The sequence below is a fragment of the Actinoplanes italicus genome (assembly GCF_003001815.1).
GTDB lineage: Bacteria > Actinomycetota > Actinomycetes > Mycobacteriales > Micromonosporaceae > Actinoplanes > Actinoplanes italicus.
This window is the reverse complement of record NZ_PVMZ01000002.1, coordinates 241,871-257,062: the sequence shown is the minus strand read 5'-3', so window position 1 is coordinate 257,062 and position 15,192 is coordinate 241,871. Positions and strand designations below refer to the sequence as shown.

At 69.8% G+C, this 15,192-nt stretch carries 13 protein-coding genes; 1 reads left to right on the top strand and 12 read right to left on the bottom strand.

Annotation, left to right across the window (positions count from 1 at the left end; all coding sequences use genetic code 11):
* Positions 1-125: 125 nt before the first annotated feature.
* The 3 genes from CLV67_RS05160 to CLV67_RS05150 form a co-directional block, all read right to left on the bottom strand.
* Positions 126-530 carry a roadblock/LC7 domain-containing protein gene (locus tag CLV67_RS05160; RefSeq protein WP_067706828.1) on the bottom strand — a complete coding sequence of 135 codons (405 nt, stop codon included), beginning with the start codon at positions 528-530 and terminating at the stop codon, positions 126-128.
* The gene (locus CLV67_RS05155; protein WP_106316438.1) at positions 527-3,928 is read right to left on the bottom strand and encodes a sensor histidine kinase; all 3,402 of its coding nucleotides are present in this window, start codon (positions 3,926-3,928) and stop codon (positions 527-529) included. The genes CLV67_RS05160 and CLV67_RS05155 overlap by 4 nt, the downstream gene beginning before the upstream one ends.
* 454 nt (positions 3,929-4,382) lie before the next feature.
* On the bottom strand, positions 4,383-5,504 hold the full coding sequence (locus CLV67_RS05150) for an adenosine deaminase (protein ID WP_106315984.1): 1,122 nt from the start codon (positions 5,502-5,504) through the stop codon (positions 4,383-4,385).
* A 29-nt stretch (positions 5,505-5,533) separates the two neighbouring features.
* Between CLV67_RS05150 and CLV67_RS05145 the strand changes: the two genes are divergently transcribed.
* Complete coding sequence (locus tag CLV67_RS05145; RefSeq protein WP_346265168.1) at positions 5,534-6,331, top strand: putative RNA methyltransferase; 798 nt, start codon at positions 5,534-5,536, stop codon at positions 6,329-6,331.
* 10 nt (positions 6,332-6,341) lie between these two features.
* Here CLV67_RS05145 and CLV67_RS05140 read toward each other — a convergent pair whose 3' ends face one another.
* From CLV67_RS05140 to CLV67_RS05100, 9 genes are all read right to left on the bottom strand, one after another.
* A complete protein-coding gene (locus CLV67_RS05140) occupies positions 6,342-7,022 on the bottom strand; it encodes a DUF4272 domain-containing protein (RefSeq protein WP_106315982.1) in 681 nt (226 codons plus the stop codon).
* Positions 7,023-7,028: 6 nt separating this feature from the next.
* Complete coding sequence (locus CLV67_RS05135) at positions 7,029-8,306, bottom strand: thymidine phosphorylase (protein ID WP_106316437.1); 1,278 nt, start codon at positions 8,304-8,306, stop codon at positions 7,029-7,031.
* Between the two features lie 73 nt (positions 8,307-8,379).
* Complete coding sequence (locus CLV67_RS05130) at positions 8,380-9,093, bottom strand: cytidine deaminase (RefSeq protein ID WP_106315981.1); 714 nt, start codon at positions 9,091-9,093, stop codon at positions 8,380-8,382.
* Positions 9,094-9,141: 48 nt separating this feature from the next.
* Positions 9,142-10,410, bottom strand: coding sequence for an ABC transporter permease (locus tag CLV67_RS05125; protein ID WP_106316436.1), 1,269 nt, complete (start codon positions 10,408-10,410; stop codon positions 9,142-9,144).
* 4 nt (positions 10,411-10,414) lie between these two features.
* Positions 10,415-11,614 (bottom strand): ABC transporter permease, encoded by a 1,200-nt coding sequence (locus CLV67_RS05120; protein ID WP_106315980.1) that lies wholly within the window; start codon positions 11,612-11,614, stop codon positions 10,415-10,417.
* Positions 11,611-13,092: an ABC transporter ATP-binding protein gene (locus CLV67_RS05115; protein ID WP_307833846.1), complete on the bottom strand. Its 1,482-nt coding sequence runs from the start codon at positions 13,090-13,092 to the stop codon at positions 11,611-11,613. The genes CLV67_RS05120 and CLV67_RS05115 overlap by 4 nt, the downstream gene beginning before the upstream one ends.
* Before the next feature lie 157 nt (positions 13,093-13,249).
* Positions 13,250-14,344, bottom strand: a complete 1,095-nt coding sequence (locus CLV67_RS05110; protein ID WP_106315978.1) for a BMP family lipoprotein — start codon at positions 14,342-14,344, stop codon at positions 13,250-13,252.
* A 200-nt stretch (positions 14,345-14,544) separates the two neighbouring features.
* The gene (locus tag CLV67_RS05105) at positions 14,545-14,772 is read right to left on the bottom strand and encodes an SCO4848 family membrane protein (protein ID WP_106315977.1); all 228 of its coding nucleotides are present in this window, start codon (positions 14,770-14,772) and stop codon (positions 14,545-14,547) included.
* Positions 14,773-14,794: 22 nt separating this feature from the next.
* Positions 14,795-15,187, bottom strand: coding sequence for a hypothetical protein (locus CLV67_RS05100; RefSeq protein ID WP_106315976.1), 393 nt, complete (start codon positions 15,185-15,187; stop codon positions 14,795-14,797).
* Positions 15,188-15,192: the final 5 nt, after the last annotated feature.

Below are 15,192 nucleotides of genomic sequence, written 5' to 3'. Positions count from 1 at the left end.
CGTCAACCCCTCCCTCGGCCCCTCGAAGTGTATTGGTTATCAAAGCTTTTACCAGTAGCCGGCTGAGCGTACCCGTGGCGGAAAACCCCAGGCAAACCCGTGAATGCTGCCGGCCCACTATCGGTTCAGCCCAGCACCCCGGCCGCCGAGCGCGGCGCGGGAGTGAGAGCCTCGCCGACCCGGTCGACCAGGAGGGCCATCTCGTAGCCGACCTGACCGACATCACAGCTGCGCGCCGCGAGAACCGCGAACGACGAGCCGTCGGAGATGGACATCAGGAACAGGAAACCGTTGTCCATCTCGACGACCGTCTGGAGGACGGCGCCACCCTCAAAGCATCGCGCGGCGCCCTGCGTCAGGCTCACCAGGCCGGACGCGATGGCCGCCAACTGGTCGGCGCGGTCCCGGGGAAGGTCCCGCGAGGACGCCAGGAGCAGCCCATCGGCGGAGACCGCGATCGCGTGCGCGACCCCGGGAACGCGGTCAGCGAAGTTGGCGAGAAGCCAACCAAGATCCTGCGTAGATGTCATGCCTCATGCTCCTTGCCAGCCTGCGAGGGCTGCTGCCCTCCCGGAGTGTCCTCCAGGTTGGTCGATTGTTCCTTGGTGCGACCGCGCTGCACACCGCGGTGGTAAGCGGAGAGTAGCCCGCGAACCCCCTCGGGAGTACGGCGCTGGACGGAGGTACCGCCCCGGTCGACACCGCCGGGGACGAGTTGAGCCATCGGCGTGCGCTTAGGCAGGCCCGCCGTTGTCGTGGTGTCGATCGGCGCCTCGGCTGCCATCCGGGCAGCCTGCCAACCGTCGTCGGCAGCGGTCCGCCACGGGTTCGCCGCGGGGGCGCCCCCGTTGGTGTAGCCGGCCGCCGCCGCGGCCGGTGCGCCAACAGTAGCCGGATCGAGGTTGCGGGACTCCGGAGACGCCGCCTGCTGGGGCACACCCGTGGTGCGGGTGGGCTCGCCGGTCGGGATGCGCTGGGAGACGACCGATTCCTCGCCGACACCGGAGACCTTGGGGCGCGCCGGTTCCGCGCCGGGCGTCGTGGTGAACCACGCCGACTCCAGCTCCCGGAAGATCGGCAGCTCCATGGTCTCGTCCGCGAACGGGACCGCGCCCTCACGGGCCGATGCCATCTGCGCGGCTGCGGTGGCCTGGGCCTCCGCCGGGTCCGGCACGGGCGGCAGTACGGGCGACGGGGAGACCGGCGCCGTCTGCGGGTTGGTCGGGCGTGCCACCTGCGGCTGGGGCTCGAAGTTCTCCGGGCGGTACCGCGGGATCTCGGCGGTCATGTCGAGCGCGGCGGCCAGGTTCTCCGGCACGTGCGGGGTGGCGAGCTCACGTTCGGCGGCGACCGGCGGCCAGGCCGGAGGCGCCGAGGCGTAATGCCCACGCGGGTCGGCCGGCGATCCGGAGATCGGGGAGGCCGAGGTCGGCGCGGACGGGCCCGGGGAGATCGGAGCGGCCGACACCGGCGGGGCCGACGAGACCGGAGGCGCCGAGATCGGCGGAACCGGGGGTGCTGACACCGGCGGCATGAACGCGTTCGGGTTGGACGGCAGCTGGCGAGGGATGGTCGCCCCGTAGCCGTTGGTGTCACCGTCGGGACGGAAGTCACCACCGTTGCGGCGCTGGGCCAGCTCGTCCAGACCGGCGAAGCCCTGAGGGCCCGACGGTAGCGGCGGGATGACCTCGTTGCTGCGCGGGCCGTGGAATCCGTTGGCCGAGCCGTTGCCGTTGCCGTTGTAGCCACCGGCGTTGAACCCGCCGAAGCCGGCCGGAGCCGCTCCGGTGAGGTCCGACCAGGCCGGGACCGATCCGTTGGATCCGTTGTTCCCGTTGGGACCGGGGTAGCCGCTCTCGAGGGCCAGCGGCTCGCCGAAGCCCGGAAGGCCGGAGCCGGGGCCATTGTCGTACGGGCTGCGACCCTGAACCTGGGCGGTGGCCGCCGCGGCCAGGACCGACACGGGCAGACCCACCTCGGCGACGGTGCCACGCTCGCGATCCGCCGGCCGGAGCTCGACACGCACCGCGTGCCGGTTCGCCAGCCGGGCGACCACGACGAGGCCCATCATCCGGGAGACCGCGACGTCCACGGTCGGCGGGTTCGCCAGCCGCTCGTTGAGATCGCGGAGCTGCTCCCGGCTGATGCCGATGCCGTGGTCCTCGACGGTCAGCACGGCGTTCTCACCGATGCGCCGGGCCTCGACCAGGACGTTGGAGTTCGGCGGGGAGAACGCGGTCGCGTTGTCGAAGAGCTCGGCGACCAGGTGGACCATGTCGTTGACGGCGTGCGCCGCCACCTCGATGTCCCGGTCGATCATGCCGAACTCGATGCGGGTGTAGTGCTCGACCTCGGACTGAGCGGCGCGGAGCACGTCGATCAGAGCGGCGGGCTCGCGCTGCACACGGGTCGAGTCGGCGCCCGCGAGAACCAGAAGGTTCTCGTCGTTACGACGCATTCGGGTGGCCAGGTGGTCGAGCTGGAAGAGCTCGGCCAGACGGTCCGGGTCCTCCTCGCCGCGCTCCAGACGGTCCAGGTGACCGATGAGCCGGTCGACCAGGATCTGCGAACGGCGGGCGAGGTTGACGAACATCGTCGCGACGGAGGCACGGAGTGCGGCCTGCTCGGCCGCGGTGCGGACCGCCTCGAGGTGAACCGCGTTGAACGCCTCGGTCACCTGCCCGAACTCGTCCCGGCTGCGCACCGGGAGTGGCTCGGCGATCTGGTCTGCGACCTGGGCCGGGGTGAGCGACGCGGAGAGCGCCGGGTCACGCAGCCGGCTCACCGCGTGCGGCAGACCGAACTGGGCGACCGCGAGGGCACCCTGGCGCAGCTCACGCAGCGATCGGGCCATCGATCGGGCGACCAACCACGCGAAGAGGATGGCCAGCAGGAGCATGCTGAGCAGGAGACTGGTCCGCAGGAAGACGTCCTGGTTCGTCTCGTCGCGCAGCGCCGTGGCGTCGTTCACGATCTGCTTGTCGAACTGGATCTCGACCTGACGGAACAGCTCGTTGTAGCCGGCCAGGGCTTCTTCCCACTGGGCCGAGTTGAACGCGAGGTCGCCGGTGGCCTGGGCCGGCCGGTACTCCAGCGGGTCGGCGTAGTTCTCCGCGGCCTGGCGCTTCACACCGGTGACCGTGTTGCCGAAGTATGCGATCTCCTCCGGCGTGCCGACCGAGTTGAGAGTCTCGATCGCCAGCCCGTAACCGGTCTTGGTCTGCAGCATGTCCCGGCGCAGCTCGTTGTCGAACTTCTGAGCGTCGACGATCTGCTGGCCGATGAAACGCTGCTGGGCGATGAAGTCCTTGGCCCGGGCGACCGAGGCGACGACCCGCAGGTGATCGCTCAGCTCCTGGTCGAAGGCCAGCTGCGCGGAGATGTCGCGGACCTTGAGCAGGTCCTCGATGAGGGAGTCGTACGTCTTCTTGACGTTGCCGAGGTCCTCGTCGCCCTTGGCGGCGCGGCTCCGGAAGACCGGCAGGTCCTCCAGGTTGCGGTCCAGCCGGAGCAGCAGAGTGCCGACGTTGTCGGGAACGTCCTCGAGCGCGGTGTTCTGCTGAAGGTACGGAGTCTTGGCCTTGTCGGTCTCGGGGTGCTCCTGGTTGTAGAGCTTGACCGCATTCTTGAACGGGTCGGTGTTCTTGTCGCTGACCGCGATCATGATGCCGTAGGTCCGCTCGGCCTGCAGCTGGTCCACCAGACCACCGGCAGCCTCGGAGAGCACCGAGAGAGTGCGTGCCCGGTCCGCGTTACTGGCTTCGTCGATCTGCTCCACGAGGCCGTTGACACCGACGACGATCGTTGCCACCGTCGGCACCAGCATGATCAGCCCAAGTTTGGACCAGATGGGTAGGTCTCGGAGTCGACCCGCGGGTCGACTGAGACGCGACATGACGCCATTCGCGCTGTTAGGGCGCTTGCTCACGTCACCGTCCTCCTGATTCGGGCCCGGCATTCGGCTCGCCAGGCACCGCACACGGCCGACTCGCCGACGTCGGGCCCCCGAGATTCCATCACGACAAGTGTCAAAGAGAAAGAGCAGGCGGACACGGACCGGTTGTGTGACGCGATGTTGCAACCTCGTAGTTGGACATCGCCGGTCTCAATATCACTGCCTGTGGAGCCGCACATCTCTCAAGGTCACTTACTCGGTCGGCGCAGCATTGGGGGGTGGGTGCACGCCGACCGGGTCCCGATCGTAGTCGATCGCGATAGAAGTGACGATGACTCGGTTCCCCGCGATCGGCAAGGCGAGGTGCCAGAGTATGCCGACTTTGCAGGCGGCAGTCTAGCCGAACGGCGGGGCTCCAGAGTCGGACGGCCGATTTCTTTTGACGTACGTTCATTCAGATCCGGTTATGACCTGATATGGCGGGATCTCATGCCAGCAATTTGGCGTACGCCGGCTTGATCACCTCGTTGATCAGGACCAGGCGTTCGTCGTACGGGATGAACGCGCTCTTCATGGCATTGATGGTCAACCACTGCAGTTCCATCCAGCCCCAACCGAACGCCTCCGTCAGCAGGGTCATCTCCCGTGACATCGACGTACCGCTCATCAGCCGGTTGTCGGTGTTGACCGTGACCCGGAACCGGAGATCGTGCAGCAGTTTGATCGGGTGCTCGGCGATCGACGGGGCGGCGCCGGTCTGGACGTTCGACGACGGGCACATCTCCAGCGGGATCCGCTTGTCGCGCACGTACGACGCGAGACGACCCAGCACCGGCGGGGCCGAATGGGTACCGCCGGTCATCGACGGGGCACTCGGGCCGGCCGTGGTGGGGGTGATGTCGTCGACCAGGCGTACACCGTGACCGAGCCGGTCCGCGCCGCACCACTGGATGGCCTGCCAGATCGACGGGAGGCCGAACGCCTCGCCGGCGTGGATGGTGAAGTGGAAGTTCTCCCGCTGCAGGTACTCGAAGGCGTCCAGGTGCCGGGTGGGAGGGAACCCGGCCTCGGCGCCGGCGATGTCGAAACCGACCACACCGGTGTCCCGGTACCGAACCGCCAGCTCGGCGATCTCCTGCGATCGGGCGGCGTGCCGCATGGCCGTCAGCAGCGTGCCAATCCGGATGGGCCGGCCGTTCGCCGCGGCCTCGGCGCAACCCTCACGGAAGCCGGCATGCACGGCCTCGACCACCCGGTCCAGCGTGAGACCGCGCTCCAGGTGCTGCTCGGGGGCATACCGGATCTCGGCGTAGACGACGCCGTCGGCGGACAGGTCGAGGGCGCACTCCTTGGCGACCCGGTGCAGGCCCTCCTCGGTCTGCATCACGGCCACCGTGTGGGCGAAGGTCTCCAGGTACCGTTCCAGCGAGCCGGAGTCGGCGGCCGCGACGAACCACTCGCCGAGGCGTTCCGGATCGGTGGACGGCAGCTGGTGACCGACCGCCCCGGCCAGTTCGACGATGGTGGCCGGCCGCAGGCCGCCGTCCAGATGGTCGTGCAGCAGAACCTTCGGCGCCTTGATGATGTCGGAATGTGCGATGCCAGCCATCAGAAGAGCCTAGTAGGAAGCCCTTGATGATCGACGGAGCAATTCCGCATCTGCGGTGCCCGGTGTGCCGGGAGCCACTCGCCCGCGAGGACCGGTCGCTGCGCTGCCCGCGCCGGCACAGCTTCGACATGGCCCGCCAGGGGTACGTCGACCTGAGCGCCGGGCGTCTGCCGCACACCGGCGACAGCGCCCAGATGGTGGCCGACCGCGCCGGTTTCCTGGCCGCCGGGCACTACTCGTTCATCGCAGCGGCTCTGGCCCGGCACCGGACCGGCGGGCTCGTGCTCGACGCGGGCACCGGCACCGGCGACTACCTGAGCCGTTTCCTGGAGGACTCGCCGGAGGCCGTCGGGATCGGGCTGGACGTGTCCAAACCGGCCCTGCGGCGGGCCGCACGGGCGCATCCGCGGGCCGCGGCGGTGCTGACCGACCTTTGGCGGCCGCTGCCGGTCGCGGACGCGGCCGCGAGCGTGATCGTGAACGTCTTCTCCCCGCGCAACGGGCCGGAGTTCTACCGGGTGCTCCGGTCCGACGGGTTGCTGCTGGTGGTCACCCCGGCCGCCGACCATCTGTCCGAACTGGTGACCGCGCACGGCCTGATCCAGGTGGACCCGGACAAGGCGGCCCGGGTCAGCGGCAGCCTGGGTGATCACTTCGCGCTCGAGGCGGGCACGACGCTGCGGCGCGAGCTCAAGCTGACCGCGGCCGAGGCGCGCACGCTGATCGGGATGACCCCGAGCGCCCGCCACGTGCCGGTGGAGGACCTGCCGACCCGTGACCTGACGGTGACGGCCGCCGTCGACGTGGCGGTGTGGCGGCCACGTTGAAAGGGTCCGGTCAGACGGAGAGATCGACCTCTTCCCACTCCGGCGGGTCGTCGTGGTACGGACCTTTGAGGATCACCGCCCACTCCAGTGCCCACCGGCGCTGGCCGATGGCGTTGCTGTCGACCTCGCCGGGCAGTGGCCGGCCGTTCTGCTCGGCCTCCTGGAAGGCCCAGTCCAGGCAGTAGTAGAGATCCAGCAGGACCGCCGCCTCGGCCGGGTCCCGGAGCGCGACCAGCGACCGGGACCGCCAGCTGGCGAAGGTCTCCCCGGCCGGCAGGTCCGGCATCTGGGCCATCATCCGGTCGTCCGGCGGCACCGTGGGATCCAGGTGCCGGCTCAGGCCGAGCAGCCAGGCCAGCGCGAAGACCGCGTCGTGGTGCAGCACGAACGAGCGGTGGTCGCCCTTCGCCCCGATCACGAACTGCCACTCCGGCGGTGTGACCTGCTCGACCAGGTGCGAGCCGAGCAGCCAGCTCATCGCCGCCTCGGTGGGCATGCCGAAGCAGCGGGCGACGACGACGTGCAGCACCGCGGCCCGGGCCTCCAGTTCCGCGGTGGGGCGCAGCTCGACGGTGTCACCCGCCTCCCAGACGAGCGGGAACGCCAGCGGGGGCAGAGGCAGGCCGAGGCGCGCCAGTTCGTCGAGACTCGCCTCGCGGACCGCGCGGGGGTCGGGGACGGCCTTCTGCATGGCGGCTCAGGCTATGCGGTCGAGCAGGAGCGGGGAAGGGGCCGGCGGCTCGGTGCCGAGGACGATCGCACCGGCCGCGTCGTCCCGGGCCGCCGGGATCCGCGACTCGTCATCAGCGCGGAGCTCCAGCAACACGTCGCCGGCCCGGACCCGGTCGCCCGGGCGGACCCGCAGCTGGACCCCGGCGCCGAAGCTCACCGGGTCCTCCTTACGGGCGCGTCCGGCGCCGAGACGCCAGGCGGCGATGCCGACGCCGTACGCGTCGATCGAGGTCACGACACCGTCGGAGTCGGCCCGGAGCACCTCGGTGTGCGCGGCGGTGGGCAGCGGTGCGTCCGGGTCGCCGCCCTGTGCACGGATCATGGCCCGCCACGTGTCCATCGCGGCTCCGGAGGCGAGCGCCTTCTCCGGGTCGGCGTCGACCCCGGCGGCGGCCAGCATCTCCCGGGCCAGGGCGAGGGTGAGATCCACCACATCGGACGGCCCGCCTCCGGCGAGCACCTCCACCGACTCGGCGACCTCGTTGGCGTTGCCGATCGCGAGGCCGAGCGGGGTGCTCATGTCGGTGAGGAGGGCGACCGTGGTGACGCCGCTGTCCTTGCCGAGCTGGACCATGGTGCGGGCGAGCTCGCGGGCGGTCGCCAGGTCCTTCATGAACGCGCCGGTGCCGACCTTGACGTCCAGCACCAGCGCGCCGGTGCCCTCGGCGATCTTCTTGCTCATGATGGAGCTGGCGATCAGCGGGATGGCCTCGACGGTGCCGGTGACGTCGCGGAGGGCGTACAGCTTGCGGTCGGCGGGGGCCAGGCCCTCGCCCGCGGCGCAGATGACCGCGCCGATGTCCTGCAGCTGGCTCTTGAACTGGTCATTGGAGATGCGGGCCTGCCAGCCGGCGATCGACTCGAGTTTGTCCAGGGTGCCGCCGGTGTGGCCGAGGCCGCGGCCGGACAGCTGGGGCACCGCGACGCCGCAGGCCGCGACCAGCGGGGTGAGCGGCAGGGTGATCTTGTCACCGACACCGCCGGTGGAGTGCTTGTCGGCGGTGGGCCGGGACACCGTGGAGAGATCGAGCCGTTCGCCGCTGGCGATCATCGCGGCGGTCCAGCGGGCGATCTCGGCGGGCGTCATGCCGCGCAGCAGGATCGCCATGGCCAGCGCCGACATCTGCTCGTCGGCGACGACACCCCTGGTGTATGCGTCGACCACCCAGTCGATCTGGGCGTCGGTCAGCACCTGGCCGTCCCGCTTGGCCCGGATGACGTCCACCGCTGTAGTAGCGCTCATGCCGTCACCTCCGCTGCGCTCCGGCGCCGCCATGAGTCAGGGACTGAGCCCGATGATTCGCTCGCAAGCTCGCTCATTGCTGTTCTTCCCAACGCTGCGGGATGCCCTCGGGGGCTTCTCCCTCACCCGCCCAGGACAGGCCGCCCTCGGCATCGACCACCACGACCCGTGGAGTGCGTACCAGCCCCCAGGCCACCGCGGCGGCCGCGGTGGGCAGGTTCGGCGCCTCCTCCAGGATGCCCTTCTCCTCGGCCGTTCCGGGCTCGCCGGACGACCGCTCCCAGTAGCCCGTCCAGATCGTCGCGCCGCCGGAAAGGTCCGGGTGGACGAAGACGGTGCCGCGTCCGCGCCACTTGGCCAGCTCAGCCGGTACGTCGGCGGCGCCGACCGGGCCGGTGACCCGTTCCATGTCCTCGTAGCCGAACGCGTGCGGCAGCAGCTCGGTCATCCGCAGCGGCCGGGGCAGCGCCTCGACCAGCAGTTCCGGGCCGCCGTGCTCCCAGAGCAGCTGGCGGCAGCGACCGCACGGCATCAGCGGGGCGCCGGTGGCGTCCACGCACGAGATCGCCACGAGCCGGCCGCCGCCGGTCGCGTGCAGCGAGCTGACCAGGCCGCACTCGGCGCACAGGGTCATCCCGAGGGACGCGTTCTCCACGTTGCAGCCGACGATCACCCGGCCGTCGTCGACCAGGCCGGCGACACCGACCGGGAAGTCGGACACCGGCGTGTAGGCCCGCCGCATCGTCTCGATGGCGGCAGCCCGCAGGGCCGCCCAGTCGATCTCCATGAAGCCGATTCTGCCGTACGGACGGGACGCTTTTACCTCGGCACCTTTTCAGCCCTTGACGTACGGCAGACCGTCCGCTGCCGGAGCGCGGACCCGGCCGACCAGTCCCGCCACGGCGATGAGCGTCGCGAGATAGGGCAGCATGTTCAGGAACTGGCTCGGCACCGGGCTCTCGATCGCGCCCAGGTACGTGGCCAGCTTCTGGGCGAACCCGAAGAACAGCGCCGCCCCGAACGCCCCGACCGGGGTGAACCGGCCGAAGATGAGCGCGGCCAGAGCGATGAAGCCCGCGCCCGCGGTCATGTTCTTGGTGAAGCTGCCGGTCGCCACCAGTGTGAAGTACGCCCCGCCGATCCCCGCGACCACGCCGCCGAGCAGCACGTTCAGGTATCGCAGGCCACGCACCCGGATGCCGACCGTGTCGGCTGCGGTCGGGTGCTCGCCGACCGCCCGGGTCCGCAGGCCCCACCGGGTCCGGCTGAGCCCGAAGTGGATCAGCACGACGAGGGCGAGCGCGATCCAGACCAGCAGGTTCGCCTCGAAGAGCACCGGGCCGATGACCGGGATGTCGGCCAGCCCGGGGATGCGCCACTCCGGCATCTGCGGCGGCTGGTTGTAGGTCTGCGCGTCGGGCTGCATCAGCCGCTCGTAGAGGAAGCCGGTGATGCCGAGGGCGAACAGGTTCAGCACCATGCCGACGACGGTCTGGTCGACCAGGTAGCGGATCGACAGGACGGCCAGGATCGCCGCGATGATCACGCCGCCGATCGCCGCGCTGATCAGGCCGGCCCAGACGCTGCCGGCCATGGTGCCGATCAGGGCTCCGCCGAAGGCGCCCATCAGGAACTGGCCCTCGATGGCCACGTTGACCACACCCGACCGCTCACCGAGCACGCCGGCGAGCGCGCCCAGGATCAGGGGCAGGGCCAGCTGGAGCGTGCCGTCGGTGGTGTCCACCAGAGGCATGAACTCGCCCGCCACCTGCCAACAGAGGAAGGAGAGCACGAAGGCCAGGATGCCGGCGCTGAGCAGGGCGTTGGACCAGCGTTTGGCCAGGCCGGCGAAGAGCACGCCACCGGCGGCCGCGGCGAGCAGCCCGAAGAGGATCGCGCCGAACTGACCGTCGATCGAGAGCGCGGCGCCCTCGGAGTCCTCGCTGAGCGTGAAACGGGCGTCCTCGCCCGGCGCCAGCGAGCCGAACAGCACGGCGGCCAGGCCGCCGATCAGGATGAGGGCCAGGCCGAGTCGGCGCTGCCGGGTCCAGAACGGCTCCGGCGCGACGACCTCGGGCAGGTTCTCCACAGTCGCGGTCGACATGTCCTCAGCCCTTCGCCAGGGAGGCGCCGAGCCCGGCAGCACGGGCGGCACGCAGTCGGAAGATCGCTTTCACCAGGGCGGGGGCGGCGATGAAGATGACGATGAGGGCCTGGAGCACGGTGACCAGCTCCAGCGAGATCCCGGAGAAGGACTGCATCCGGTTGCCGCCGGCCCGTAGGGCGCCGAACAGCAGCGCGGCGAAGAACGTGCTCCACGGCCGGTTACGCCCCAGCAGGGCGACGAGGAGGCCGTCGAAGCCGATGTTGCCGGCCACCGCGGGGGTCAGCGCGTGTGCGGTGCCCAGCACCTGAACGGCGCCGCCGAGACCGGCCAGGCCACCGGCGATCGCCATGAGCAGCACGTACGTCTTGCTGACGCTGATGCCGGCGGTCTTCGCGGCGTGCGGGTTGGACCCCACGGCGCGCAGCTCGAAGCCGAACGCCGACCGGTTCAGCAGCCAGGCGACCCCGACCGTGACCAGCACCGCGAGGATGATGCCGAGGTGGACCCGGAGCACCCCGCCGGGCGACGGCAGCATCGCCGACTCGGCGACCGACTTGCTGATCGCGTCGGTGCGGCCCGGCGCCTGGACACCCTTCTGGATGACCAGCCAGGACAGGAACAGACCGGCCGTGTAGTTGAGCATGATCGTGGTGATCACCTCGTGGGCGCCGGTCCGGGCCTTGAGGAAGCCCGGGATGAAGCCCCACAGAGCGCCACCGACGACGCCGGCGACCAGCGCGACGATCAGGTTCAGCACGATCGGCAGGCCGAAGGTGAAGCCGGCGACACCGGCGGCGAGGCAGCCGAGGACGGCCTGGCCCTGGGCGCCGATGTTGAACAGGCCGCCGCGGAATGCGAGGGCGACCGACAGGCCGGTGAAGACCAGTGGCGCCGCGTACGTCAGCGTCTCCGACAGCGGGGTGAGGGCCTGCTGCCAGGTGGCGGTGCCGGCGAACCAGGCGGAGAACACCGCCGGGTCGCCGAGGGCACCTTTGAGCAGGTCGCCGTACGCGGTGGCGACCAGCAGCCAGCTCGCGTTCAGGGCGTCACTCGGACGGGCGGTGAAGTAGCCGAACTTCGCCAGCACGTCCGCGTCCGAGATGATGATCAGGACCGCGCCGATGATCACGGCCAGGATCATCGACAGGAACGTCAGCGTGACGTTGTTCGCGGACCAGAGTCTCCGCAGGAACCCGGTCACTTCTCCCCCTCCGGCGTGTCGCCGGTGATGCCGGCCATGAGCAGACCGATCTCCTCGCGCGGCGTGTCCGGCGAGACGATGGCCAGGATCCGGCCGCGGTACATGACCGCGATCCGGTCCGCGAGGCCGACCACCTCGTCCAGTTCGCTGGAGACCACCAGCACCGCGGTGCCCTGGTCGCGCTCGTGGATGATCCGGCTGTGGATGAACTCGATCGAGCCGACGTCCACACCACGGGTGGGCTGGGACGCGATGAACAGCCGCAGCGGCCGGGACATCTCCCGGGCCACCACGACCTTCTGCTGGTTGCCGCCGGACAGGGTGCCGACGGGGGTGGACGACGACTGGCAGCGGATGTCGAACTGCTCGATCCGCTCCTGGGCGTTGGCGCCCACCCTGCTCAGGTCGATGCTGAACGCGTTGCCGTAGGGCGCGTGGTCGTACATGTCCAGGACCAGGTTCTCCGCGACGGAGAACTCCTTGACGACGCCGTCGTGGCTGCGGTCCTCGGGGATGTAGCCGACACCGGACCGCAGCACCTTCTTGGTGCTCATCCCGACCAGGTCGTCGTCCTCGAGACGGATCGTGCCGGCCCGTACCTCGCGCAGGCCCATCACGGCCTCGACCAGCTCGGTCTGGCCGTTGCCCTGCACGCCGGCGATGCCCAGCACCTCACCGGCGCGGACCTCCAGGTCGACGCCGTCCACCGCGCGGATGCCGCGGTCGTCGTCGGCGACCAGGCCGGTGACCTTGAGGACGGTGCGGCCGGGCTCGGCCGGGGTCTTCTGCACCTCGAGGCTCACGGCACGGCCGACCATCAGGGCGGCCAGCTCGTCCTCGCTGGTGTCGGGGCTGGCGGTGCCGACGATCTTGCCGCGGCGCACCACGGTGATCCGGTCGGCGATCGCCTTGACCTCTTTGAGCTTGTGCGTGATGAAGACGATGGACTTGCCCATGGCGGTGAGCGAGCGCATCACCGCGAGCAGTTCCTCGGTCTCCTGCGGCGTGAGCACGGCGGTCGGCTCGTCGAGGATCAGCAGGTCGACCTCGCGGGTCAGTGCCTTGACGATCTCGACGCGCTGCTGTGCGCCGACGGGAAGGTCCTCGACCAGCGCGTCGGGGTCGACCGGGAGGCCGTACTTGCGGGAGGTCTCGATGACGTCCTGCCGGGAGCGGCGCCGGTCGAGCCAGCCGAGCGGCCCGCCACGCACCTCCTCGGCGCCGAGCGCGATGTTCTCCGCCACGGTGAAGACCGGGACCAGCATGAAGTGCTGGTGCACCATGCCGATGCCGGCGGAGATGGCGTCGCGAGGGCTCTTGAAGACACGGGGTTCGTCGTTGACGACGATCTGGCCCTCGTCCGGCTGCAACAGGCCGTACAGCTGATTCATCAGCGTCGACTTGCCGGCGCCGTTCTCGCCGAGCAGAGCGTGCACCTCGCCGGGTTCGACGGTGATGTCGATGTGGTCGTTGGCCACCAGGTCGCCGAAGCGCTTGGTGATGCCGCGCAGTTCCAGTTTCAGCGGAATCTCCCGACTTCGTGACTGGCCTGGTGGACGGTGGAACGCGAGCCGCCGCTCGGCTGCGGGTGTTGACCCGCGGCCGGGCGGCGGCCAGATGTTACCTACCCGAGGGTCACTTCGGCGCGCTGACCGACTCGACCTTGACGGTGCCGGCGATGATGTCGGCCTTCAGCTTCTCGAGCTCGGTCTTCAGGGTGGGGTCGACCTTGCTGTCGAAGCTGTTGAACGGGGCGAGCGAGACGCCTTCGTTCTCCAGCGTGCCCAGGTAACCGGGGGCAGCCGCGAGGGCCTCACCCTTGGCGCCCTTGACGACGGCCTGCTTCACCGCGTCCTCGATGTTCTTGACGACGGTGCTCAGGAAGACGTCGCAGTACTGCGCGGCGCTGGTGCAGCCGTCCTGGTCGACCCAGATGACCGAGACCTTGCCGCCGGAGTCCTTGGCGACCTGGGCGGTGCCCAGGCCGGTGCCGCCGGCGACCGGCATGACCACGTCAGCACCCTGGCCGACCAGGGTCTGGGTGACGCTCTTGCCCTTGTTCTGGTCGATGAAGCTCTCGGCGAAGCTGCCGTTCTGGGTTGCCTTGTTCCAGCCCAGGACCTCGATCTTCTTGCCCTTGACCTGGTTGTAGTGGGCGACGCCGTCGGCGAAGCCGTCCATGAAGATGGTCACCGGGGCGATCTTCAGACCGCCGTAGGTGGCTACCTTGCCGGACTTCGAGTAGCCCGCGGCCAGGTAGCCGGCGAGGAACGCGGCCTGGTGGGTCGCGAACTGCATCGGGTAGACGTTGCTGTTGCCGCTGACGCTGTCGACGATGCCGAACTGGGAGCTCGCGCTCTCCTTGGCGACCTTGGTGGTCACCTCGCCCATCAGACCGCCGACGGCGAGGATGAAGTTGCAGCTCTGCGTGACGTAGCCGCGCAGGCCGGGCTCGTAGTCGGCCTCGGAGGAGGACGCCACGTACTTCGGGTCGACGTTCGGGGACTCCTTCTGGGCAGCCTGCAGGCCGGCCCAGGCCGACGCGTTGAACGACTTGTCGTCGATGCCACCGAGGTCGGTGACCATGCAGGCCTTGTAAGCGGCCGCGGCGCTGCTGGAGCCGGCGCCGGGAGTGGTCTCCTTCGGCGCCTCACCACATGCGGCGGCAGCGAGCGTCAGCCCACCTGCCGCGAGAATCGCCACGATCCGCTTCCCACGTACTGGGCGCAAGACGCCCTCCTTCCGCTGCACACCGAGGTCCTGTTACTCGGGTGAATCTCAGGTCGGGAGCGTATCCCCGGGCCAGTACGGAGACCGGACATCGGTACGGACTGTTGGCGCACCGTTATACCGCCGCAATCACCCTGCTGATGGCACGTCGCTTTCGGCTGGTTCAGGAGTGAATTGCGCCCATGACACGAAACACTGAGTTAACGTTCAGCGCGCCGCCATGCCTTGACACCGAGGACGCCGACCGTCGTGCCGATCGCCAGTGAGGCGGTGATCAGGAGGGCGTGCACCCAGAGGAACGCGGTGGGTGTCCCGCCGTCGAAGGAGCGGTCGTCGTTCCAGATGGCGAGCCCGAAGCGGGGCCAGATGACCCATGTCCAGACGCCCACCGCGATCAGGAACGCCGCCCAGCGCTTGTTGATCAACACGGGGATCAGTATCCCAGCGCGCTCAGGCGGTCAGTTTCCCGGCTATCCGCCGCCAGCCGGAGTGCACCTCGGCGGGCTCGGGCGGGGCGCCGGGATACTCCTGCGGGGTCAGCTTCGCAAAGTCCTCGGCGGCTGGATCCTCTGCGGCTGTGCCCTCGGCCGCGGCCCGGGCCAGATCGATCTCCCTGCGGATCGCGTCGACACCGTCCAGCGGGAGCATCGGCTCGACCACGGCCATCAGGTCGTCGTCGGAGACCACGGCGCGGGCCAGGGCGAGTGCGTGCTGGTGCTCGTAGGGCCCGCAGACGATCGGCTCCCACTCCTCCAGGTCGTCCAGGGAGCCGATGGTGATGACCCATGGCTGCTCGGCGATCGGCGAGCCGGGTGGCAGGTGCAACGTCACGAGGGTGCCCATCGGCC

What these genes read in the sequence shown, in the direction of transcription:
- CLV67_RS05160 (WP_067706828.1), bottom strand. Translation starts at nt 530, where the DNA reads ATGACATCTACGCAGGATCTTGGTTGGCTTCTCGCCAACTTCGCTGAC.
- CLV67_RS05150 (WP_106315984.1), bottom strand. Translation starts at nt 5,504, where the DNA reads ATGGCTGGCATCGCACATTCCGACATCATCAAGGCGCCGAAGGTTCTG.
- CLV67_RS05140 (WP_106315982.1), bottom strand. Translation starts at nt 7,022, where the DNA reads ATGCAGAAGGCCGTCCCCGACCCCCGCGCGGTCCGCGAGGCGAGTCTC.
- CLV67_RS05135 (WP_106316437.1), bottom strand. Translation starts at nt 8,306, where the DNA reads ATGAGCGCTACTACAGCGGTGGACGTCATCCGGGCCAAGCGGGACGGC.
- CLV67_RS05130 (WP_106315981.1), bottom strand. Translation starts at nt 9,093, where the DNA reads ATGGAGATCGACTGGGCGGCCCTGCGGGCTGCCGCCATCGAGACGATG.
- CLV67_RS05125 (WP_106316436.1), bottom strand. Translation starts at nt 10,410, where the DNA reads ATGTCGACCGCGACTGTGGAGAACCTGCCCGAGGTCGTCGCGCCGGAG.
- CLV67_RS05100 (WP_106315976.1), bottom strand. Translation starts at nt 15,187, where the DNA reads ATGGGCACCCTCGTGACGTTGCACCTGCCACCCGGCTCGCCGATCGCC.